The following is a 21,616-nucleotide window of genomic DNA, read 5'->3' on the forward strand; positions in this document are numbered from 1 at the left end:
GAGCCTTCGGTGCCCACCCTCGCTGCTCAGACAGGTCCTCCGCGTTCGATAGGGAGGGCCGCTTGCGCGGCCCGTGTGCTCATATGGCCTCCGGCCGCTCTCTTGTGCGGAACTCGCCTCGAGGGTGGACACCGAAGACTCACCCCATTCCTGAGGCGAATTGTCCGGAGAGCCGCCACGGCCGACGACGGCAGCCACTGCTATCGGGATGTCGTCATCGCGTCGGGCGCCTGTGGCTCTCCGGCGTGTGCCGTGGCGGGGAAACCAGCGGCGAACGCTAAGGCGTCGTGCGGGACAGCAAGGGCACATATGTTTTAAAAAGGTCCCGGTGCTTTGCGTGGGAGCTGCTTCAGCGGCGATCCCGCACAGCGGACAAACCACGTTCGACTTTTTGTTTACCTCAGCACGCGTAAACGTTTACATTCCGGATTCGTCACGTCCCGGAAAAATGTATGAGCTTCTTGTTTCGCCTTTTGCCGTGCCTGGCGCTTGGCTCCAGTGTTTCCCTTGCCTTGGCGAACATTGCCATCGCAGCGCCGGCTGTCCAGGCTCCTGCGGCGCCGGTGGCGAACACGCAACTGGCATCGCCCCAGATCGAGCAGAAGGTGGATGCGCTGCTGGCCCGGATGACACTCTCCGAGAAGATCGGCCAGCTCGTGCAGTACGGGTCCGACGGTGGTGCCGAGCCTGCCGGGGACAACGCTGTCGCGGTCAATCCGGAAACGCGCACGCACGTCGACGTGCTGGCGTTGGCGCGCAAGGGCGAACTGGGTTCGATGCTCAACGTGGTGGGCGCCGCGAGGACGCGCCTTTTTCAGGAAGCGGCCCTGCATAGCCGCCTGGGCATTCCCCTCTTGTTCGGCGCCGACATCATCCACGGCTACCGCACCATCTATCCTGTGCCGCTGGGTCTGTCCGCGACGTGGGATCCGGTGCTGGTGGAAGACGTCTCACGGATGTCCGCGAAGGAAGCGACCACGGGCGGCGTGAAGTGGTTCTACTCGCCCATGGTCGACATCTCGCGCGATGCCCGCTGGGGCCGTTCGACGGAAGGTGCGGGCGAGGATGCCTATCTCGGCGCAGCCATGGCGCGCGCGTACATCCGCGGATACCAGGGCAAGGATCTTGCCGACCCGGAAAGCGTGGCGGCATCCGTGAAGCACTTCGCCGCTTACGGCGCTGCCGAGGCGGGGCGCGAATACAACACCACTGACATGTCGGACATCCGCCTGCGTCAGGTGTACCTGCCGCCGTATCGCGCGGCGGTGGAAGCCGGTGCCGTCACGATGATGAGCGCGTTCAACGCGCTCAACGGCGTGCCCGCCACCGCGAACAGTTATCTGATGACGGATATCCTGCGTAAGGAATGGGGGTTCAATGGCTTCGTGGTGAGCGACTTCACCGCCGTGATGGAACTGACCAACCACGGCGTCGCGCTGGATGCCGCCGACGCGACGCGCAAGGCGCTTCAGGCGGGCGTAGAAGTGGACATGATGAGCCATTACTACGACACGCAGATTCCGAGGCTGCTGGAAGAAGGCAAGCTGTCGATGGCCACCGTGGACGAGGCCGTGCGCCGCGTGCTGCGCGTGAAGTTCGCGCTGGGTCTGTTCGAGCATCCGTATGCGCGCGGCACCGAGGTGGCCCAGGCCGTGGATGCGAATCGTCCGCTCGCCCGACGTGCCGCCGAGGAATCCTTCGTGCTGTTGAAGAACGGCGATCAGGGCGGCGCGCCGGTGCTTCCACTCGATGGCCGGGTGAAGAAGCTGGCGCTGATCGGCCCGCTGGCCGATGCCGCCGGGGAAATGCAAGGTGCGTGGGGCGGTGCGCAGCACTTCCCGGACGTGGTCACGCTGCGTAGCGGCCTGGCGGCGCGCATGAAAGCGCAAGGCGGCGAGTTGCTCTACGCACAAGGCACCGATGTCGAGACGAATTCGGAAGCCGGCTTCGCCGGGGCGAAGAAGGCGGCCGCGGAGGCCGACATGGTGGTGATGGCGCTCGGCGAATCCTCGCGCATGAGCGGTGAAGCCGGCTCGCGCGCGTACCTGGACCTTCCGGGCAACCAGCAGAAGCTGCTGGAGCAGGTCGTCGCCACCGGGAAGCCCGTGGTACTGCTGGTGTTCTCCGGCCGGCCCCTGGCGCTCGGCTGGGCCGACCGGCACGTGCCGACGATCATGACGGTATGGTTTCCGGGTACGGAGGCTGGTAACGCGGTGGCCAGCGTACTGTTCGGCGACGTGGCGCCGAGCGGCAAGCTGACCATGAGCTTCCCGTATGCCGTGGGCCAGGAACCGCTCTACTACAACCAGTTCCCGACCGGCCGTCCGCCGGGCGATGCGGACCTCGGTAAGCCACCGGGTCGCGATACGTCGTTCATCTCCCGGTATATCGACGTGCCCAACGACGCGCTGTATCCCTTCGGCCACGGCTTGTCGTACACCACGTTTGGCTATTCGGACGTCCAGGTGTCGCGCACTCGTGTGCCGCTGCCGGAAGCGAACGACCCAAGCGCGAAGAACCTCGTCACTGTGACCGCCACGGTGAAGAACACCGGCAAGCGTCCCGGCACGGAGGTGGTGCAGCTTTACGTCCGCAACCTGGGTGCCAGTGTCGAGCAGCCCGTCCGTAGCCTGCAGGGCTTCCAGCGTGTGGCGCTGAAGCCCGGCGAATCCCGCCGCGTCACCTTCGAACTCGGCTTCCCTGAACTCTCGTTCTGGAACGCGAAGAGCGAGGAAGTGGTGGAGCCGACGCGATACATGGTATGGGTCGGCGGCAGCTCCAGGGCAGACCAGGAGGCGGCATTCGAGATCACGCCCTGAGCCTGGCTCGTCGCGGCCGCGTGCGTGGGTGCGACGGCTGCGTCCTGCCCAAGGTACGATTAGGCCATGTCGGAAAAGCCTCAGGATTTCATAGATCAGTACCAGGCCTGGGTTCGCCAGGGCCTGGAAACGTGGTCGCGCCAGTTCGACCCGAAGGCGCCACCTGCCGGGGGCACGCCGCCGGCGGACGTCGCGGGACGCCTGTTCGCCGGTCTCAGCGGCTACGGTGACTGGATGCGGTCCGTGCTGGGCGGCGAGGGTCCGGGTGCGGCGTTCGCTTCGGGCCTGCCGCCGTTCGGGCATGGGCCGGCTACGCAGCCCAATTTCGACGAATGGGCACGTGTCGCCAACGACATGCTTTCGATGCCCGCGTTCGGCCTTACCCGTGAACAACAGGAAGAACAGCAGGCGCTGCTGCGCGCCTGGATCGACTACCTGGGGCACTACCAGCGCTACCAGGCGTTGTTGCAGGGCGTGCACGAACGGGCGAACGCGGCACTGCGCGAGCAGGGAGCGCCGGCCGACGCGGAGTCGATGCGTTCGATCTACGATCGCTGGGTGAACCTCGCCGAGGAAAGCTACGCCGAGGCGGCCCTGTCGGAGGAGTTTCGCGAGGTGTACGCCTCGCTGGTGAACGCCCAGATGCGCCTGAAGCTGCTGCAGCGGCGGCAGGTGGAACGCGTGGCCGTGCAGGCGGGCATGCCGACGCGCAAGGAAGTCGACAGCCTCGGCGAGCGGCTGCAGGCTGCGCGCCGCGAGCTTCGCCATATGCAAGGTCTCGCCGCCGAAGTGGCGGCGTTGAAGGCCGAAGTCGCCGCGCTGCGCGGCGACAAGCCTGCTGCGAAGCCAAAGGGCCGCAAGCCGTGACCACGAACCCGTTCCAGATCGATCCGGAGCGCGCCCGTGCCGAGGTCGAAGCGTTCCGGCGCAAGCTCGAGTCCGGCTTCGAAACGTTGAAGAACGTGGGTCCGATCGAACTCGGCGCGACACCGCGCGAGGCCGTGTACACCGAAGACAAGCTCACGCTCTGGCATTTCAGGGGCGAGAAGGCACCGACGTCGAAAACGCCGCTGCTGATCTGCTACGCGCTGGTCAATACGCCGTGGATGATCGACCTGCAGGAAGATCGTTCGATGGTGCGCAACCTGCTTGAGCAGGGCGAGGACGTGTACCTCGTGGACTGGGGCTATCCCGACGGAGCGGACCGCTGGCTGACACTGGAAGACTATATCGACGGCTATCTCGACCGGTGCGTGGACGCCGTGCGCGAGCGGCACGGCGTCGAGTCGCTGAACCTGCTCGGCATCTGCCAGGGCGGCGTGTTCTCGCTGTGTTACGCCGCGCTGCATCCGGAAAAGGTGCGCAACCTCGTCACCATGGTGACGCCGGTGGACTTCCACACGCCCGACAACATGCTTTCGCACTGGGCGCGCAACGTGGACATCGACCTGTTCGTCGACACGATCGGCAACGTGCCGGCCGACGTGATGAATTTCGCATACCTCACGCTGAAGCCGCTGCGCCTGAACCAGCAGAAGTACATCGGGCTCGTCGATATCCTCGACAACCCAAAGGAAGTGGAGAACTTCCTGCGCATGGAAAAATGGATCTTCGATTCGCCCGATCAGGCCGGCGAGACCTTCCGCGAATTCGCCCGCGACTTTTTCCAGAAGAACCTGCTGATGAAGGGCGAGGCGTGCATCGGTAAGCAGCGCATCGACTTGCGGAAGATCACCCAGCCGGTGCTCAACATCTATGCGGAACAGGACCACCTCGTTCCTCCGGCCGCATCCGCGCCGCTGGGCGGGCTGGTCGGCAGCACGGATTACACCGCGCTGGCCTTCAAGGGCGGGCACATCGGCATCTACGTTTCCGGCCGCGCGCAGAAGCAGGTGCCGCCCGCGATCCATGCCTGGCTCGCCGACCGGTGACCGCCGCCTCGCCAAGGCCGTCATGACGCTGGTGCTAGCGACGCTGCTGGCCGTGCTGATCTTCGTGAATCAGCCCGACCGCGACATGCGATAATCCGCCGATGAACGCGAACGCCTCACACGACTCCATTCGCGCCGTGCAATGGCATGGCGACCGCCTGCGCCTGCTCGACCAGCGCCGTCTGCCGGCGGAGGAAACCTGGATCGATTGCGCCACGTCGGACGAGGTCACCCGCGCCATCCGCGATCTTGCCGTGCGCGGTGCGCCGGCCATCGGCATCGCCGCTGCCTGGGGCGTGGTGCTGGCCGCAAAGCGTGGGGAAGACCTGCCCTCGGCCATGGCCACATTGCGCGCCGCGCGCCCGACGGCGGTGAACCTCATGTGGGCCCTGGACCGGATGAACCGGCGCATCCTCGAAGGCGCCGATGCGGCCGCCCTCGAGCGCGAAGCGCAGGCAATCCAGGATGAAGACCTCGCCGCCAACCGGCACATGGGCGAACTCGGTGCGGCCCTGATCGAAGCGGGTTCGCACGTGTTGACCCACTGCAATACAGGGTCCCTCGCGACCGCCGGTTATGGCACCGCACTGGGCGTGATCCGTGCGGGCGTGGCCTCGGGACAGATCGAACAGGTCTACGCCGGCGAGACACGGCCCTGGCAGCAGGGTGCGCGCCTCACGATGTGGGAGCTGGTTCGCGACGGCATCCCGGCACGCCTCATCGCCGATTCCGCCGCTTCGCACCTGATGAAGGACGGCAAGGTCACCTGGGTCATCGTGGGTGCGGATCGCATTGCCGCGAACGGCGACACCGCGAACAAGATCGGTACCTACCAGCTTGCCATCGCCGCGCGCCACCACGGCGTGAAGTTCATGGTGGTGGCGCCGTCCACCACGGTGGACATGGCCACGGCGACGGGCGCGGATATCGAGATCGAATTGCGCGACGCCACCGAACTGCTGTCGGTCGCCGGCAAGCGCACGGTCATCGAGGGCGCCGACGCCTGGAATCCCGTATTCGATGTCACGCCCGCCGAACTCATCGACGCGATCGTTACCGAGCGTGGCGTGATCCTGAAACCCGACGAAGAGCAGATGCGGATTCTCTTTCCGTGACACGGCTGCGCCGGGAGATCGCCCTGTTCGCGATCGGGGGGACTATCGGCCTGGCCGTCGATGCCGGCATGGCGCAAGGTCTGGTGGGCCTGGCGGGCTGGAATGTCTACACAGCCCGTGTCGTATCCTTTCTGAGCGCGGCCACGGTGACCTGGTGGTGGAACCGCACACACACCTTTGCCCACCGCGATTCCGGTCGTGGGCGCCATGTGGAATGGCTGCACTGGATGGGCCTGATGGCCCTCGGCGCGGTCGTGAACAACGGTATTTACGTGCTCGCTTTCCAGGTGTTTCCGCAGCTTCGTCCCTGGCCTGCCATCGCGGTGGCGGCAGGGTCGGCGGCGGGCTCCGTGGCCAATTTCCTGCTGGCTCGCACGGTGCTTTTCCGTGATGTCCGGGGCTCTGTGTAACTCATTGAATTTGCGCTATTTTTAGCTGTCTTTTCCACGCCCCCTGTGCTACTATTGACGGGTTGAGTCGGCGGCGTCTCGCGAGTGCGGCACGCAAGACCGGCGGGGGTATTTCACGGACATCCAGGAAGCCGATTGATGGCAGAACTCGCCAAAGAAGTCATCCGCGTCAACATCGAAGACGAGATGCGCCAAAGCTATCTCGATTACGCCATGAGCGTGATCGTGGGTCGCGCGTTGCCCGATGTGCGCGATGGCCTGAAGCCGGTGCATCGGCGCGTACTGTTCGCGATGAACGAGCTGAGCAACGCCTGGAACAAACCGTACAAGAAATCGGCCCGCGTGGTCGGTGACGTCATCGGTAAATACCATCCGCACGGCGACGCCTCGGTCTACGACACCATCGTTCGCATGGCGCAGCCGTTCTCGCTGCGCTACATGCTGGTCGACGGCCAGGGCAACTTCGGCTCGGTGGACGGCGATAACGCGGCGGCGATGCGATACACCGAGGTGCGCATGGCGCGCCTCACCCACGAGCTGATGGCCGATATCGACAAGGAAACCGTCGACTTCGGGCCGAACTACGACGAAAGCGAACACGAGCCGCTGGTCCTCCCGACCCGCGTGCCGAACCTGCTCGTCAACGGTTCCGCCGGCATCGCGGTGGGCATGGCGACGAACATCCCGCCGCACAACATGACCGAGGTGATCAACGCCACGCTGGCCTTGATCGAGGAACCCTCGCTCGGCGTCGATGAGCTCATGACCCACATCCCGGGTCCTGACTTTCCGACCGCGGGCATCATCAACGGCTCATCCGGCATCGTCGAGGCCTATCGCACGGGCCGCGGCCGCATCCTCGTGCGTGCGCGCACCGAGATCGAAACGGAAGCCAACGGCCGCGAGACCATCCTCGTTCACGAGCTGCCTTACCAGGTGAACAAGGCGCGTCTGATCGAGAAGATCGCCGAGCTGGTCAAGGAAAAGAAGATCGAGGGCATCAGCGAGCTGCGCGACGAGTCCGACAAGGACGGCATGCGCGTGGTCATCGAAATCCGCCGCGATGCCATGGCCGACGTGGTGCTGAACAACCTGTTCCAGCAGACCCAGTTGCAGGTCACGTTCGGCATCAACATGGTGGCGCTGCTCGATGGCCAGCCGAAGCTGATGAACCTCAAGGACATCCTCGAGGCCTTCATCCGCCATCGCCGCGAGGTCGTCACCCGCCGCACGATCTTCGAACTGCGCAAGGCACGCCAGCGCGCCCACATCCTCGAAGGCCTCACCGTCGCGCTCGCCAACATCGACGAGATGATCGAGCTGATCCGCACGTCCGCGTCGGCAGCCGAGGCACGCGAGCGCATGGTTGCGCGGCGCTGGGAGCCGGGCATGGTGAAGACGCTGCTTGCTGCGAGTGGTGCCGCGTCATCGCGCCCGGAAGACATGGACCCTCGCGACGGCTTGCGCGAAGACGGCTACCAGCTGTCGGAAGCCCAGGCCACCGAGATCCTGCAGATGCGCCTGCATCGCCTCACCGGCCTGGAGCAGGAGAAGCTTTCCGACGAATACCGCGAGATCCTCGAAACGATCCGCGGCCTCATCGAGATCCTGGAGAACCCGAACCGCCTGCTGGAGGTCATCCGCGAGGAGCTGGAGCAGATCCGCACGGATTACGGCGACGCCCGTCGCACCGAGATCCAGCATTCGCAGGAAGACCTCAACGTTCTCGACCTGATCGCGCCGGAAGACGTCGTGGTCACGCTGTCGCACACCGGCTACATCAAGCGACAGCCGGCCAGCCTCTACCGCGCGCAGCGTCGTGGCGGCAAGGGCCGCTCGGCCTCGGCACTGAAGGACGAGGATGTCGTGCAGCTGCTGTGGGTGGTGAACACCCACGACACGCTGCTCACGTTCACCAGCACCGGCCGCGTGTACTGGCTCAAGGTCTACCAGATGCCGGAAGCGGGCCCGGGCGCGCGCGGCAAGCCTATCGTGAACCTGTTGCCGCTGGCCGAGGGCGAGAAGGTGCAGGCCCTGCTGCCGGTGCGTGATTACGATCCGAACTGCTTCGTGTTCTTCGCCACCCGCCATGGCACGGTGAAGAAAACACCGCTTCCCGAGTTCGCGTTCCAGCTGCAGAAGGGCAAGGCCGCCATCAACCTCGACGAGGGCGATGCGCTGGTCGACGTCGCCATGACCGACGGCGAGAGCGATGTCCTGTTGTTCGCTTCGAACGGCAAGTCGGTACGTTTCGACGAGAGCAGCGTGCGCTCGATGGGCCGTACCGCCACCGGCGTGCGCGGCATGCGGCTCGCCGAAGACGCGGAGGTGGTCTCGATGATCGTCGCCGCGGGCGATGGCGACATCCTCACCGCCACGGCGCGTGGTTATGGCAAGCGTACGGCGCTGGAAGAGTTCCCGAAGAAGGGTCGTGGCACGCAGGGCGTCATCGCCATCCAGTGCTCCGAGCGCAACGGCAACCTCGTCTCCGCCGCGCAGGTCACTGAAGCGCAGCAGCTGATGTTGATTTCGGACCAGGGCACGCTGGTGCGCACGCGCGTTTCCGAAGTGTCGCAGCTTAGCCGCAACACGCAGGGCGTCACGCTGATCAAGCTGCCCAAGGAAGAAACACTCATCGGCGTGGTTCGTCTTGAAGCCGAGGAAGAGTTGGAAGGCGAGGGTGAAACCCCGAACGGTGAAGCCGCTGCCGACATGCCGCCGATCGAAAGCGGCCCGGTTGGTAACGGCGATAGCCCTGAGCCCGAGGCGTAAAAAGAAAACCCCGCGGAAAACGCGGGGTTTTTCTTTGTAGGAGCGCGCCCTGCGCGCGACATCTTTTCGCCTCTGCCTCCAGGCTCACCCGCCAGCCTAAGGGCACGGCCTCAAAACATGTCGCGCGCAGGGCGCGCTCCTACACAGGCATCGCGCAGCGTCAGCCGTCGATGGCTTCCAACATCGCCTCTGCCGTCGACACGCGGAATTCGCCCGGCGCCTCGACGTGCACGATCTTCACCACGCCATCTTCCGCATAAAGAGCGAAGCGCTTCGCGCGAATGCCCATGCCATTCTTCGTGCCGTCGAGTTCGAGGCCGAGCGCCTGGGAGAAGGTGGCGTTGCCATCGGCCAGCATCAGCAGATCGTCCGGCACACCCTGCGAATCGCCCCAGGCGTGCATCACGAAAGCATCGTTCACCGACATGCAGGCCACCTTGATCCCGCGCTCGCGAAAATCCTCCATGTGCTGCATGTAGCCCGGCAGGTGCTTGTTGGAGCAGGTGGGCGTAAACGCGCCCGGCACGGCGAACAGCACGACCCTGCCCCGACCCAGTACCTCGGTGCTGGTCACTGTCTTGATGCCATCGTCGAAGACGGCAAGGGTTGCTTCCGGTAGGGTGTCACCAACGGCGATGGTCATGGGGAATGCCTTGTGGGAAGGAAAACCCGAGTGTACGTGAAGGCCCGGACCTGAAGCGACGGCAACATCAGAAGGCGCCCACTTGAATCGCGGCGGCGCGCTCATATGTTTGTTCCCAGACGGCCACGGGGGCCGGAAACTTCTTGGGAGTCAGACAGATGAACCATCTTCGTCAGGTTTCGTTTCGCCGTGCGCCGATGTTTGGCGGCGATGTCAACCGCGTCTTCGAGCACTTCTTCGGTAGCGATACCCCCGCACCGGCCACCAGCGCCGAGAGTGCCTGGGCGCCGCGGGTGGACATCCGTGAGGAAGCCGGCCGTTTCCTGATCCTGGCCGACGTGCCGGGCGTCAACCTGGCCGATATCGAGATCCAGATGGACAAGAACGTGCTCAGCATCACGGGCGAGCGCAAGGCGTTCACCAGCGAGGCCGAGGGCACGTTCAGCCGCGTAGAGCGCGTGGCCGGTGCGTTCAAGCGCAGCTTCACGCTGCCCGAGAGTGCCGATGCCGACGGCGTCACCGCTTCGGGAGGCCATGGCGTGCTCGAAATCGCCATTCCGAAGAAGGCCGAGAGCACGCCACGTCGCATTGCTATTAACGCCGCGGGCTAAAACAGCCTAAGCTTGCAGGTCTGGCCCGCGGTGGACGTGTCCACCGCGGGCGTTTCATTTGGATTTTCGACACAAGCCCGGGAGAGCCTGTGGAGTTCAAGGACTACTACGAGACATTGGGAGTCAAGCCGGAAGCGACCGACGCCGAGATCAAGGCGGCGTATCGCAAGCTTGCCCGCAAGTATCACCCCGACAAGAATAAGGACGCGGGCGCGGAGGAGAAGTTCAAGGCGGTCAACGAGGCCAACGAGGCCCTGAAGGACCCCGAGAAGCGCCGCGCCTACGACCAGTTCCGCGCTAGCGGCTATCGCCAGGGAGAGCAGTTCCGTCCACCACCGGGTTGGGGGCAGGGCGGCGGCGTCGATTTCGGCGACATGGGCGGCCGCGGTGGTGGCGACTTCAGCGATTTCTTCGAAAGCCTGTTCGGTGCCGGGAGGGCGCGCGGTCAACAGCATGCCCGGCGTGGCCGCGACATCCAGGCCAAGATCGAAACCGACCTGCAGACGGCTTACTACGGGGGCAAGACCCGCGTCGTGCTCAACGATGCGTCGGGCGGCGAGCGGGTGCTTGAGGTAAAGATTCCGGCTGGCATCACCTCAGGGCAGACGATCCGCCTGGGCGGGCAAGGCCATGCGGGTGCCGGTGGTGGCCCCTCCGGCGATCTGCTGCTGGAAATCGCCATTCGCGACGACGCGCGGTTCCGTCTGGACGGCCGGACGGTGACCCACATGCTACCGATCACGCCTTGGGAGGCCGCTCTTGGCGCCACGGTGCCCGTGCCGACGCTCGGCGGGCATGTGGACCTGCGCATTCCCGCCGGTTCGCAGTCGGGGCGCAAGCTTCGTCTGAAGGGGCGGGGATTGCCGGGTTCGGAACCGGGCGACCAGATCGTGGTGCTGGAAATCCGCGTGCCCGTGCCGGAAACGCATGAGGAGCAGGCGGCTTATGCCGAGTTCAAGGATGCGTTTGCGGATTTCGATCCGCGACGGGGATAGTCGAGAACCTGCCCTTAACCGGGCAGGTGTTCCTTCAACGCCGCCACCAGCTCGTCTTCCTTGATCGGCTTCACGACGTAAGCCTTAGCGCCCTGGCGCAGGCCCCACACCTTGTCGGTGTCCTGGTCCTTCGTGGTCACCAGGATGATGGGGATGTGCTTCGTGGTCTCTTCCTTGCTGATGGTGCGCGTGGCCTGGAATCCGTTGAGGTTCGGCATCACCACATCCATCAGGATCAGGTCGGGAATTTCGCGCTTGGCCACCTCGACGCCCTTGGCGCCGTCCTCGGCGGTGAGGGTCTCGTGGCCCAGCTTTTCGACGATGCGCTTGATACCCAGCAGCTGCGACGGCGAATCGTCGACGATCAGGATGCGAGCCATTCACTTTCCCCCGGGTCGGTGCCCGATGTGTTCGTTCTTTAACTACTCACCGCGGTGACGTAGAACGTCGCGCGTGGCGCCTCTGGCGAAGCGCCATTCTACCGTGCACCGCGCATGGTTCAATGGTGACACGATAAGTACCTGTCTGGGCAAGCACCTACGAGCGACTAGCCGCTTATGCGGATGATCGTGCGGCCGAAGGAATCACCCTTGAGCATGATCCCGAACACACTGGCTATGTCCTCCAGCGCCACTTCCTTCGTACAGATCGTGTCGAGGTGGCGCGGCTTCCAGTCCCCGGCCAGCCGGCGCCAGACCTCGTCGCGCACGTCCCGTGCGGTACCGGCCGAGGCGATGCCCAGTACGCTGACCCCGCGGATGATAAAGGGCATGACCGTGGTAGCGACTTCCGGGCTACCGGCCAGGCCGCAGATGGCGGCGTTGCCATAGGGAGCGATCAGCGGAAGGAAACCGGCGAGCGTCTTGCCGCCGACATTGTCGAGCAGGCCGCCGTATTTCGCGGAATCCATGGGCCGGCCGCTGAAAGCCAGCTGGTGGCGGTCGACGCAGTCGCTGGCACCGATGCCGCGCAGGAAGTCGAAACGATCGGGCTTGCCGCTGATGGCATGCACCTCGTATCCCGCGTGGCTGAAGATGTCGATGCCGAGCATGCCCACGCCGCCCGTGGCGCCCGTGATGGCGATAGGCCCCTGTGCAGGCACCTGGCGATTCTCGCTCATGCGCAGCAGGGCCAGTGCGGCCGTGAAGCCGGCGGTACCGATGATCATCGCTTCGCGCGTGGTCAGCGTGGCCGGCATGGCGATCGTCCACGCGGCAGGCAGGCGCACGTATTCGCCATAGCCGCCGTCGCGTGTCTCCGACAGGCCGCTGCCGGTGGCGAGCACCTTGTCGCCTTCCTTGAAGGTGGGGTCCGCGGACGCGACCACGGTGCCGGCGACATCGATGCCGCCGTTCAAAGGGAAGCTGCGCAGAATCTTGCCTTTGCCAGTACCGGCGAGCGCATCCTTGTAGTTCACCGACGACCATTCCGCGCGAACAAGCACCTCACCCGGCGACAAGGCCGCGGTATCCATGGTCTCGATGCCGGCACGATAACCGGCGTCGTCCTGGTGGATGCGGAAAGCGCGGAACGACGTCATGCGGGTGTTCCATCGACCGAGGTGGCCGTGATCCACTTCGGCGTGAACGTGGACTCGAAGTTCTTCATCCAGTCGAACAGCGCGTCGATGCTTTCGCCGAACCACACCTGGTCGCGTTGCGTCGCTTTCACGAAGCCCTCGGAGACCATGTGGTCCATGGTGGCCGCGAGGTTACGATAGAAGCCACGCACGTCGAGATACGCGCAGGGATAACCGTGCAGGCCGAGCTGCGCCCAGGTGAGCATCTCGAACATCTCGTCCATGGTGCCGAAGCCGCCGGGCAGGGCGACGAACGCATCGGAGAGTTCGTACATGCGTGTCTTGCGCTCATGCATGGTCTCGACCACCTGCAACTCGGAGAGGCCCGTATGCGCCACTTCCTTCTCGACGAGCTGGCGCGGGATCACGCCGATGACTTTGCCGCCGGCGGCGAGCACCGCGTCAGCCACGGTGCCCATGAGACCGACCTTGCCGCCGCCATAGACGAGGGCGATGCCTTCCTTCGCCATGCGCGTGCCGAAGGCCGCGGCGGCCTCGGCGTATGCCGGGTGCGAACCGCTGCTGGAACCGCAGTAGACGCAAAGGGATTTGATGTCACGCATGGCGGTGCTCCTCATAACGAACAAGGCCCGCCCATGCTCAGCGCAGGACGGGCCTCGGTCAAGCTGCAGTCGATCAGTTGCCCTTGTGGATGGCGCGCTTGTCGACCGAGAGCGCGGCCTCGTGCACCACTTCAGACAGGGCCGGATGAGCGTGGACGATTCGGGCGAGATCTTCCGACGAGCCCTTGAACTCCATCGCGACCACGCATTCGTGGATCAGCTCGGAGACGACCGGGCCGACCATGTGCACGCCAAGGATGCGATCGGTTTCGGCGTGGGCGATCATCTTCACCTGGCCGATGCCTTCGTTCATGGCCACGGCGCGACCGTTGGCGGCAAAGGGGAAGGCGCCCGTCTTATAGGGGATGCCTTCTTCCTTGAGCTGCTCTTCGGTCTTGCCGACCCAGGCGATTTCCGGCTCGGTGTAGATGACCCAGGGCACGGTGTCGAGATTCACGTGACCCGGCTTGCCGGCGATCAGCTCGGCGACCATCACGCCTTCCTCGGAACCCTTGTGCGCGAGCATCGGGCCGCGCACGGCATCGCCGATGGCCCAGACGCCGTCGACGCCCGTGTGGTTGTGCTCGTCGACCGCGATGCGGCCGCGCTCGTCCAGCTTCACGCCGGTGTCGTCGGCCAGCAGGCCGGTGGTGTAGGCGCGGCGGCCCACGCAGGCCATCAGCTTGTCGACCACGAGGGTCTGCTCGGCGCCGTCCTTGTCGGTGTAGACGACGTGCACCTCTTCACCCTTCACCTCTACCTTGCTGACCCTGGCGTTGACCTTGATGTCGAGACCTTGCTTGGCGAACTCGCGGGCGGCCATCTTGGCGATGTCCTGGTCGGCCACCTGGAGGAACTTCGGCAGGGCTTCGAGGATGGTCACCTCGGCGCCGAGACGCCTCCACACGCTGCCGAGCTCGAGACCGATCACGCCGGCGCCGATCACGCCCAGGCGCTTCGGCACGGCATCGAGGTCCAGCGCCCCGGAGTTGTCGATGATGTACTTGCCGTCGAACGTTGCAAACGGCAGCTCGATGGGTACCGAGCCGGGGGCGAGGATGACGTTAGTGGCCGAGATCGTCTCGACCTTGCCGTCGTTGCCGGTGATCTCGACCTGGTTGCCCTTGAGCAGCTTGCCCTTGCCGAAGAAGGAGGTGATCTTGTTCGCCTTGAACAGCATCGTCACGCCGCCGGTGAACTGCTTGACGATCTTGTCCTTGCGGCCGATGAAGGTGCCAATGTCGATCTTCGGGTTCTCGGCGGTGATGCCGTGATCCTTGAAATTGTGCGTGAGGTTGTGGAACTGCTTGGACGAATCCAGCAGCGCCTTGGAGGGGATGCAGCCCACGTTGAGGCAGGTGCCGCCCAGGGCGGCCTTGCCGTCCTTGCCGACGAAGGCGTCGACCACGGCGGTCTTCAGGCCCAGCTGCGCGGCGCGGATCGCGGCCACATAGCCCGCGGGGCCGGCACCGATGACGATGACGTCGAACTTGTCGCTCATTTGTTTGCTCCGATGGAACGGCGGTATGCGCTACTGCGGAATGTGGGGGCGGGAACATGAAAACGGGAGTCTTTCGACTCCCGCCTTCACATAGGCCTTCTCAACCGGCCATCACAGGCCGAGCAGCATCCGCTGCGGGTTTTCCAGCTGGTTCTTGATGTCGACCAGGAACAGCACGGCGTCGCGGCCGTCGATGATCCGGTGGTCGTACGACAGGGCGATGTACATCATCGGCGCGGCCACCACCTGGCCGTTCTCGACGACCGGGCGCTCCTTGATCGTATGCATGCCAAGGATGGCGCTCTGCGGCGGATTCACGATCGGGGTGGAGAGCAGCGAACCGAAGGTGCCGCCGTTCGTGATGGTGAAGGTGCCTCCCTGGAGATCGTCCAGGCCCAGCTTGCCGTCGCGCGCCTTCTTGGCGTAACCGATGATGCCCTTCTCGACGTCCGCGAAGGACATGTCCTGCACGTCGCGCAGCACCGGGGTGACCAGGCCCTTCTCGGTCGACACGGCGATCGAGATGTCCTGGTAGCCGTGGTAGATGATGTCGCTGCCGTCCACCGAGGCGTTGACCACCGGGTAGCGCTTCAGGGCTTCGGTGGCCGCCTTTACGAAGAAGCTCATGAAGCCCAGCTTCACGCCGTTGGCTTTTTCGAACTGCTCACCCAGGGCCTTGCGCAGCTTCACCACCTCGGCAAGGTTCACCTCGTTGAACGAGGTGAGCATGGCGATGGAGTTCTTCGACTGCATCAGGCGCTCGGCGATGCGGGTGCGGATGCGGGTCATCGGCACGCGCTCTTCCGGACGGCTGCCCGGGGTGGGCTTCGCGGCCGGAGCCGGCGGAGCCGCGGCGGGGGCGCCGCCGCCCTTGCCGGCGTTGACCAGATCTTCCTTGGTCACGCGGCCATCGCGGCCGGTGCCGGCAACCTTGGAGGGGTCGATGTTCTCTTCCACGGCCACGCGGCGGCCAGCGGGCGAGAGCTCGTCCACGCCCTTCGGTGCTTCCTTCGCTTCGGCCCTGGCGGCCTTGGGCGCTTCGGCGGCAGCCGGGGCGGTGGCCGGAGCAGGCGCGGCAGCGGCGCCTTCCTCGATCACCGCGATCACCTGGCTGCTGGTGACGGTGGAACCTTCTTCGAACCTGATTTCCTTCAGCACGCCGTCGACCGGCGCCGGCACTTCGAGGACGACCTTGTCGGTCTCGAGGTCGAGCAGGTTTTCGTCGCGCTTGACCGCTTCACCGGCCTTCTTGTGCCAGGTGGCGATGAGCGCGTCGGAGACCGACTCGGGCAGGACCGGGACTTTGACTTCGATGGACATGCTTGTCTTACTCCGCTGCGTGATCGGTGCCGACCGGCGCGACCAGCGCCTGCTCGACGAGCGCCGTCTGTTCGGCGACATGAGTGTTGAGGTGACCCGCGGCCGGTGCCGGCGAACGAGCGCGTCCCGCATAGGAAAGGCTGTTCTTCGGACCCACGCAAGCCTGCAGGTGGTGACGGATCTGGAACCAGGCGCCCTGGTTCATCGGCTCTTCCTGGCACCACACCACTTCCTTCAAGGAAGGGTATTTTTCCAGTTCGGCCGAGACTTCCGGACGCGGGAACGGGTAGAGCTGCTCGACGCGGACGACGGCGACGTCGTTGAGGCCGCGCTTCTCGGCGTCTTCGATCAGGTCGTAATAGACCTTGCCCGAGCACAGCACCACGCGCTTCACCTTCTTCGCCGGCAGGTCGCGGTGCTCGCCGATCACCAGCTGGAAGCGGCCGGTGGCCAGCTCGTCCAGGGAGGACACGGCCAGCTTGTGGCGCAGCAGCGACTTCGGCGTCATCACGATCAGCGGCTTGCGCACGGGGCGCACCTGCTGGCGGCGGATCATGTGGAAGGCCTGGGCCGGCGTGGTGGGCACGCACACCTGCATGTTGTCCAGCGCGCACAGTTGCAGGAATCGCTCGAGGCGGGCGGAGGAATGCTCCGGACCCTGGCCTTCGTAGCCGTGCGGCAGGAACAGCGCGAGGCCGCAGAGGCGATCCCACTTGGCTTCGCCGGAGCTGATGAACTGGTCGATCACAACCTGGGCGCCGTTGGCGAAGTCGCCGAACTGGCCTTCCCAGATGGTGAGCTGGTCGGGCGAGGTAGTGGCTTCGCCGTACTCGAAGGCCATGACGGCTTCTTCGGAGAGCAGGGAGTCGACGACCTCGACGCGTGCGTCGCCGCGCACCCTGGAGAGCGGCAGCAAGGTCTTGCCGGTCTTCTGGTCGTGCAGCACCGCGTGGCGGTGGAAGAACGTGCCGCGGCCGGCGTCCTGGCCGACCACGCGGAGGTCGTTACCCTCGGCGATCAGCGTGCCGTATGCGAGGTTCTCGGCGAAGCCCCAGTCGCCCGGGAGATCGCCGGCGGCCATTTTGCGGCGATCGTCGTAGATCTTGGCGACGCGCGCGTGCAGGGTGATGTCGGCCGGCACGTCGAGGATGGTGTCGAGCACCTTGGCCAGTTGCTCGCGCGGGACGCCCGTGTCCACTTCCATCGACAGGCTGTTTTTCTGGAAGCGCGACCAGTCGACCGGAATATCGCGGACGGGGTTCGGATCGATAGCGATCAGCGGCTCGCCCTTTTCGAGGCGTGCGCGGTAATCGTCGAGCATCTTCTGGCCGTCGTCGGCGCCGATGGCGGATTCCTTCACCAGCTGCTGCGCGTAGAGATCGCGCGTGGTCGGGCGCTTGCGGATGACCTGGTACATCAGCGGCTGCGTCGCTGCCGGCTCGTCGGCCTCGTTGTGGCCGTGGCGGCGATAGCAGACGAGGTCGATCACCACGTCCTTCTTGAACTGCTTGCGGAATTCGTAGGCCAGCCGGGTGACCTGGATCACGGCTTCCGGATCGTCGCCGTTCACGTGGAACACCGGCGCGTTGACCATCTTGGCAAGGTCGGTGCAGTACAGCGTGGAGCGGGCGTCTTCGCGCTTGGAGGTGGTGAAGCCCACCTGGTTGTTCACCACCAGGTGCAGCGTGCCGCCGATGGCGAAGCCACGGGCCTGCGACATCTGTATCAGTTCCATGTTGACGCCCTGGCCCGCAAAGGCGGCGTCGCCGTGGATCAGCACCGCCAGCGACTTGTCGCGCGCGGTGTCGCGGCGGCGCGCCTGGCGCGCATGCACCGAGCCGGCCACGACGGGGTTCACGATTTCCAGGTGCGACGGATTGAAGGCCAGCGCCACGTGTACACCGCCGTTCGGTGTCTTGACGTCGGCGGAGAAGCCCATGTGGTACTTCACGTCGCCCGAGTGGATGGGGCTGTCGTCGTGCTCGAACTTGCCTTCGAACTCGTTGAAGAGCTGCGAAGGCGCCTTGCCGAGGATGTTCACCAGCATGTTGAGGCGGCCGCGATGGGCCATGCCGATCACGACTTCCTTGACGCCGTTGTCGCCGGCGGCGCGGACGATGTCGTCGACCATCGGGATCATGCTGTCGCCGCCCTCGAGGGAGAAGCGCTTCTGGCCCACGTACTTGGTGTGCAGGTAACGCTCCAGGCCCTCGGCGGCGGTGAGCGCCTCCAGCACGCGGACCTTCTCGCCCTTCTGCAGGCCCGGCGAACCACCTGCCTGTTCCAGACGCGAGTGGATCCAGGCGCGCTGGTCGTGGTCGGAGATATACATGAACTCGGCGCCGACGGTGCCGGTGTAGATGTGCTTGAGCTTCGCGAGCAGGTCGCGCAGCTTCATGCGCTGGCCGCCACCGGCGAAGCTGCCGGCGTCGAACTCGGTGTCGAGGTCGGCGTCGGAGAGGCCGTGGAAGGCGAGACCAAGGTCGGGTGTGTCGATGTCGGGAACGGTCAGCCCCAGCGGATCGAGCTTCGCGGCGATGTGGCCGCGCGAACGGTACGCCGTGAGCAGGCGGAGCACGCCGGCCTGCTTCTGTGCGTAAGCATTGTCGACGGGGCCGACGGACGCCGCGGCGGTGCGCCGCTGTTTCTGCGCCGCCTCGATGCGGGCGATGACGCCGGAGTGGGGGACATCCCCGGCCTCACGGCCCTTGAAGCCCTTGAAATAGCCATCCCATTCGGCCGGGACGGAGCCGGGATCGGCCAGCCAGGCTTCGTAGATCTGCTCTACGTAGTCGGCGTTGCCGCCGGCGAGTTGGGAGGATTCGGAAAACTCGCGGATCAGGTTTGCGCTCACGTCACCACCGGCACACACGAAAAGGACGGGCCGCCGCGAGGCACGTGGGGACTGCCTGCGGCATAAGAATCCGTTAATTATAGCCCCGTGCTGCTGCGCTGCGCCAACCCGAAACGCAGTTTCTGGTTTGCGTCAGATGCCGAGTGGTCTTATCTGCCACGCGGGCTCGGGCCGCTCCTAGACTTCCTCGAAATATGCCGCGAGGCGAGAGGTCTCACCCGGGGCATCGAGGGACCCGCGGGCGGCGTAGCGGTTGGCGATGGGCCTGAACAGAAAGCCACTGGCGTGATCGGTGGTAAACGCCGAACCGTAGCGGAGGTAGGCTTCCGCCGGGGCAGTCACCGGCGGCGACCCTTGCGCACGCCCAGCTGGCCATCGTTGATCAGCGCCAGGAGGAGCGTTTTTTCGGAGGCCCGGGGCGGCCGTCCGAAGGTGAGCTCGCGCTCGCGGGCGAGGTGCTCCGCCAGGTCGGCCGGGCACTCGTACGCCTGGCCGCTCACGTACAGGGTGGCGTCTTTCTTTCCCTTGACCCAGGCGATCCGCGCGAAAGGATGGCGCACCAGAGTGGCGCCGGTGACGAGAGCCTTGTCGAGTGCCGCCTCGGTGGTCGCCTTCGGCGGAGCGGCGGCGACCTGGGCATTGCGGTAGCGGGTGATGAAGCGGCCGAACCAGTCCGCGAGCAGGTCACGGTCCAGCGCGGCGGCGAAGGGCAGGGCCTGGCGCAGCCGGTTCAGCGCCGCGGTGTCGATTTCGCCGGCGCGCTTCGCCGGCGTGAGGTCCGGATCGGTATAGCGCAATTCCTCGGGCATCCGCTCGGCGAGGAAATCGGAGAGATCGACGGTCAGCTCAGCCTGCGAAGGCGCGCGCATGCCGATGGAGATCGTCATGCAGTTGCCGATGGCAACACCGTCGTGGGGAACCCCAGGGGGCAGATAAAGCATGTCGCCGGGTTCGAGCAGCCATTCGTGAGTGGGCTCGAAGACCTTCAGCTGTTTCAGTTCGACGTCGCCGCGGAATTCGAGCGGCGCATCGGGATCGGCGCTGATCGCCCAGTGCCGCTCGCCGAGGCCCTGCAGCAGGAACACGTCGTACTGGTCGACATGGGCGCCCACGCCACCGCCATCCTCGGCATAGGAAACCATGATGTCGTCGAGGCGCCAGCTTGGCAGGAACGCGAACTGGTCGAGCAGGGCTGCCACGTCGGGGTCCCATTTGTCCACGTCCTGCACCAGCAGGGTCCAGTCGCGCTTTGGCGTCTTGCCGAACTCGGCTTCCTCGAAGGGGCCGTTCTTCACCGTCCAGCGGTCGCGTTTCTCGTCATGCACGATGAGGCGCGCGAGCACGCCTTCCTCGCAGGCAAGGCCGGCGAGGTCGTCCGGTTCGATCGGTGGCTCGAAGTCCGGGAAGGCGTTGCGGATGAGCAGCGGGCGCTTCTGCCAGTAATCGCGCAGGAACTGCGTGGCGCTCATGCCCAACGGCTGGCTGGCGCTGCCGCGCACTTCGATGGGGAGGGGCTTGCGGGTGGGGTTCTGGACGGGCATGGGCAGTCGTTCGCTCAGATCTTACGCGCTAGTTGTTCGGCAAGACCGATATACGACGCTGGCGTGAGTTCGGCGAGTGCCTGTTTTGCCTCGGCAGGCAAGTCAAGGCCGGCAATGAAGGCACGCATGGAATCCTTCGTGATGCCCTGGCCCCGGGTCAGCGCCTTGAGCTGTTCGTACGGCTCCGGCAGGCCGAAGCGGCGCATCACCGTCTGCACGGCTTCCGCGAGCACTTCCCAGCTGGCGTCGAGGTCGGCGGCGATGCGCTCGGCGTTGACGTTGAGCTTGCCCAGGCCCTTCATCAAGGACTCCAGCGCCACCAGCGAATGGCCGAAGGCGGTACCCAGGGCACGCAGCACGGTGGAGTCGGTGAGGTCTCGCTGCCAGCGGCTGATCGGCAGCTTCTCGGCGAAATGGCCGAGCAGGGCATTGGCGAGGCCGAAGTTGCCTTCGGCGTTCTCGAAGTCGATCGGGTTGACCTTGTGCGGCATCGTGGACGAACCGACTTCGCCAGCCTTGAGTGCCTGGCGGAAATAACCCAGCGAGATGTAACCCCAGATGTCACGCGAGAGGTCGATCAGGATGATGTTGATCCGGCGCAGCACGTCGGCGAACTCAGCGATGCCGTCGTGCGGTTCGATCTGTGTCGTGTACGGATTGAACGTAAGGCCGAGGCCATCGACGAAGTTCGACGCGAGCAGCGGCCAGTCGACTGCCGGATAGGCAATGACGTGCGCGTTGTAGTTACCGACGGCACCGTTGATCTTGCCCGGGATCTCGATGGCGACGAGCTGGCGACGCTGGCGCTCGAGGCGCGCGACGACATTGGCGATTTCCTTGCCCATGGTGGTCGGCGACGCGGTCTGGCCGTGCGTGCGGGCGAGCAGGGAGAGGCCGGCATGTTCGTGCGCGAGGCCGCGCAGCATCGCGATGACCTTGTCGAGCGCTGGCAGTAGCACCGA

The 21,616-nt window shown here is 65.3% G+C and carries 18 protein-coding genes; 8 read left to right on the forward strand and 10 right to left on the reverse strand.

The annotated features are described in order from the left end of the window. Positions 1 to 452: 452 nt before the first annotated feature. From bglX to gyrA, 6 genes are all read left to right on the forward strand, one after another. Positions 453 to 2,819, forward strand: coding sequence for a beta-glucosidase BglX (bglX, locus tag VGM71_RS10445; protein WP_331544789.1), 2,367 nt, complete (start codon positions 453 to 455; stop codon positions 2,817 to 2,819). A gap of 66 nt (positions 2,820 to 2,885) precedes the next feature. Continuing rightward, the gene (locus VGM71_RS10450; RefSeq protein WP_331544791.1) at positions 2,886 to 3,686 is read left to right on the forward strand and encodes a poly(R)-hydroxyalkanoic acid synthase subunit PhaE; all 801 of its coding nucleotides are present in this window, start codon (positions 2,886 to 2,888) and stop codon (positions 3,684 to 3,686) included. Next, positions 3,683 to 4,750 carry a class III poly(R)-hydroxyalkanoic acid synthase subunit PhaC gene (locus VGM71_RS10455; RefSeq protein ID WP_331544793.1) on the forward strand — a complete coding sequence of 356 codons (1,068 nt, stop codon included), beginning with the start codon at positions 3,683 to 3,685 and terminating at the stop codon, positions 4,748 to 4,750. Before VGM71_RS10450 ends, VGM71_RS10455 begins: the two co-directional genes overlap by 4 nt. A gap of 101 nt (positions 4,751 to 4,851) precedes the next feature. Then, positions 4,852 to 5,865 (forward strand): S-methyl-5-thioribose-1-phosphate isomerase, encoded by a 1,014-nt coding sequence (mtnA, locus tag VGM71_RS10460; RefSeq protein WP_331544795.1) that lies wholly within the window; start codon positions 4,852 to 4,854, stop codon positions 5,863 to 5,865. Beyond that, complete coding sequence (locus VGM71_RS10465) at positions 5,862 to 6,275, forward strand: GtrA family protein (protein WP_331544797.1); 414 nt, start codon at positions 5,862 to 5,864, stop codon at positions 6,273 to 6,275. Before mtnA ends, VGM71_RS10465 begins: the two co-directional genes overlap by 4 nt. A 138-nt stretch (positions 6,276 to 6,413) precedes the next feature. Next, positions 6,414 to 9,047, forward strand: a complete 2,634-nt coding sequence (gene gyrA, locus VGM71_RS10470) for a DNA gyrase subunit A (protein WP_331544799.1) — start codon at positions 6,414 to 6,416, stop codon at positions 9,045 to 9,047. Positions 9,048 to 9,207: 160 nt separating this feature from the next. Here gyrA and VGM71_RS10475 read toward each other — a convergent pair whose 3' ends face one another. Beyond that, positions 9,208 to 9,690, reverse strand: a complete 483-nt coding sequence (locus VGM71_RS10475; protein WP_331544801.1) for a peroxiredoxin — start codon at positions 9,688 to 9,690, stop codon at positions 9,208 to 9,210. A 158-nt stretch (positions 9,691 to 9,848) separates the two neighbouring features. Between VGM71_RS10475 and VGM71_RS10480 the strand changes: the two genes are divergently transcribed. After that, a complete protein-coding gene (locus VGM71_RS10480; RefSeq protein ID WP_331544803.1) occupies positions 9,849 to 10,301 on the forward strand; it encodes an Hsp20/alpha crystallin family protein in 453 nt (150 codons plus the stop codon). An 89-nt stretch (positions 10,302 to 10,390) separates the two neighbouring features. Further along, on the forward strand, positions 10,391 to 11,296 hold the full coding sequence (locus VGM71_RS10485; protein WP_331544805.1) for a DnaJ C-terminal domain-containing protein: 906 nt from the start codon (positions 10,391 to 10,393) through the stop codon (positions 11,294 to 11,296). Between the two features lie 14 nt (positions 11,297 to 11,310). On the opposite strand, the gene pilH is transcribed toward VGM71_RS10485, so the two are convergent. From pilH to purB, 9 genes are all read right to left on the reverse strand, one after another. Next, positions 11,311 to 11,676 carry a twitching motility response regulator PilH gene (pilH, locus tag VGM71_RS10490; protein WP_331544807.1) on the reverse strand — a complete coding sequence of 122 codons (366 nt, stop codon included), beginning with the start codon at positions 11,674 to 11,676 and terminating at the stop codon, positions 11,311 to 11,313. Between the two features lie 167 nt (positions 11,677 to 11,843). After that, positions 11,844 to 12,836, reverse strand: coding sequence for an acryloyl-CoA reductase (locus VGM71_RS10495; protein ID WP_331544809.1), 993 nt, complete (start codon positions 12,834 to 12,836; stop codon positions 11,844 to 11,846). Continuing rightward, positions 12,833 to 13,438, reverse strand: coding sequence for a TIGR00730 family Rossman fold protein (locus VGM71_RS10500; protein WP_331544811.1), 606 nt, complete (start codon positions 13,436 to 13,438; stop codon positions 12,833 to 12,835). Before VGM71_RS10500 ends, VGM71_RS10495 begins: the two co-directional genes overlap by 4 nt. A 73-nt stretch (positions 13,439 to 13,511) precedes the next feature. After that, the gene (gene lpdA, locus VGM71_RS10505; protein ID WP_331544813.1) at positions 13,512 to 14,939 is read right to left on the reverse strand and encodes a dihydrolipoyl dehydrogenase; all 1,428 of its coding nucleotides are present in this window, start codon (positions 14,937 to 14,939) and stop codon (positions 13,512 to 13,514) included. A gap of 111 nt (positions 14,940 to 15,050) precedes the next feature. Then, positions 15,051 to 16,259, reverse strand: coding sequence for a 2-oxoglutarate dehydrogenase complex dihydrolipoyllysine-residue succinyltransferase (gene odhB, locus VGM71_RS10510; protein ID WP_331544815.1), 1,209 nt, complete (start codon positions 16,257 to 16,259; stop codon positions 15,051 to 15,053). A 7-nt stretch (positions 16,260 to 16,266) separates the two neighbouring features. Further along, entirely contained in the window at positions 16,267 to 19,113 is a 2,847-nt protein-coding gene (locus tag VGM71_RS10515) for a 2-oxoglutarate dehydrogenase E1 component (RefSeq protein WP_331544817.1), read from the reverse strand. A gap of 177 nt (positions 19,114 to 19,290) precedes the next feature. Further along, positions 19,291 to 19,455 carry a hypothetical protein gene (locus tag VGM71_RS10520; protein ID WP_331544819.1) on the reverse strand — a complete coding sequence of 55 codons (165 nt, stop codon included), beginning with the start codon at positions 19,453 to 19,455 and terminating at the stop codon, positions 19,291 to 19,293. After that, entirely contained in the window at positions 19,452 to 20,654 is a 1,203-nt protein-coding gene (locus VGM71_RS10525) for a cupin domain-containing protein (RefSeq protein ID WP_331544821.1), read from the reverse strand. The genes VGM71_RS10520 and VGM71_RS10525 overlap by 4 nt, the downstream gene beginning before the upstream one ends. A 14-nt stretch (positions 20,655 to 20,668) precedes the next feature. After that, a partial coding sequence (gene purB / locus VGM71_RS10530) for an adenylosuccinate lyase (RefSeq protein ID WP_331544823.1) occupies positions 20,669 to 21,616 on the reverse strand: 948 nt, incomplete at its 5' end.

Source organism: Luteibacter sp. (assembly GCF_036499525.1).
Taxonomy (GTDB): Bacteria; Pseudomonadota; Gammaproteobacteria; order Xanthomonadales; family Rhodanobacteraceae; genus Luteibacter.

Coding starts and splice junctions, on each gene's coding strand:
- odhB (WP_331544815.1), bottom strand. CDS start 16,259: ATGTCCATCGAAGTCAAAGTCCCGGTCCTGCCCGAGTCGGTCTCCGAC.
- VGM71_RS10480 (WP_331544803.1), top strand. CDS start 9,849: ATGAACCATCTTCGTCAGGTTTCGTTTCGCCGTGCGCCGATGTTTGGC.
- mtnA (WP_331544795.1), top strand. CDS start 4,852: ATGAACGCGAACGCCTCACACGACTCCATTCGCGCCGTGCAATGGCAT.
- gyrA (WP_331544799.1), top strand. CDS start 6,414: ATGGCAGAACTCGCCAAAGAAGTCATCCGCGTCAACATCGAAGACGAG.
- lpdA (WP_331544813.1), bottom strand. CDS start 14,939: ATGAGCGACAAGTTCGACGTCATCGTCATCGGTGCCGGCCCCGCGGGC.
- VGM71_RS10495 (WP_331544809.1), bottom strand. CDS start 12,836: ATGACGTCGTTCCGCGCTTTCCGCATCCACCAGGACGACGCCGGTTAT.
- VGM71_RS10525 (WP_331544821.1), bottom strand. CDS start 20,654: ATGCCCGTCCAGAACCCCACCCGCAAGCCCCTCCCCATCGAAGTGCGC.
- bglX (WP_331544789.1), top strand. CDS start 453: ATGAGCTTCTTGTTTCGCCTTTTGCCGTGCCTGGCGCTTGGCTCCAGT.
- VGM71_RS10500 (WP_331544811.1), bottom strand. CDS start 13,438: ATGCGTGACATCAAATCCCTTTGCGTCTACTGCGGTTCCAGCAGCGGT.
- VGM71_RS10475 (WP_331544801.1), bottom strand. CDS start 9,690: ATGACCATCGCCGTTGGTGACACCCTACCGGAAGCAACCCTTGCCGTC.
- VGM71_RS10450 (WP_331544791.1), top strand. CDS start 2,886: ATGTCGGAAAAGCCTCAGGATTTCATAGATCAGTACCAGGCCTGGGTT.
- pilH (WP_331544807.1), bottom strand. CDS start 11,676: ATGGCTCGCATCCTGATCGTCGACGATTCGCCGTCGCAGCTGCTGGGT.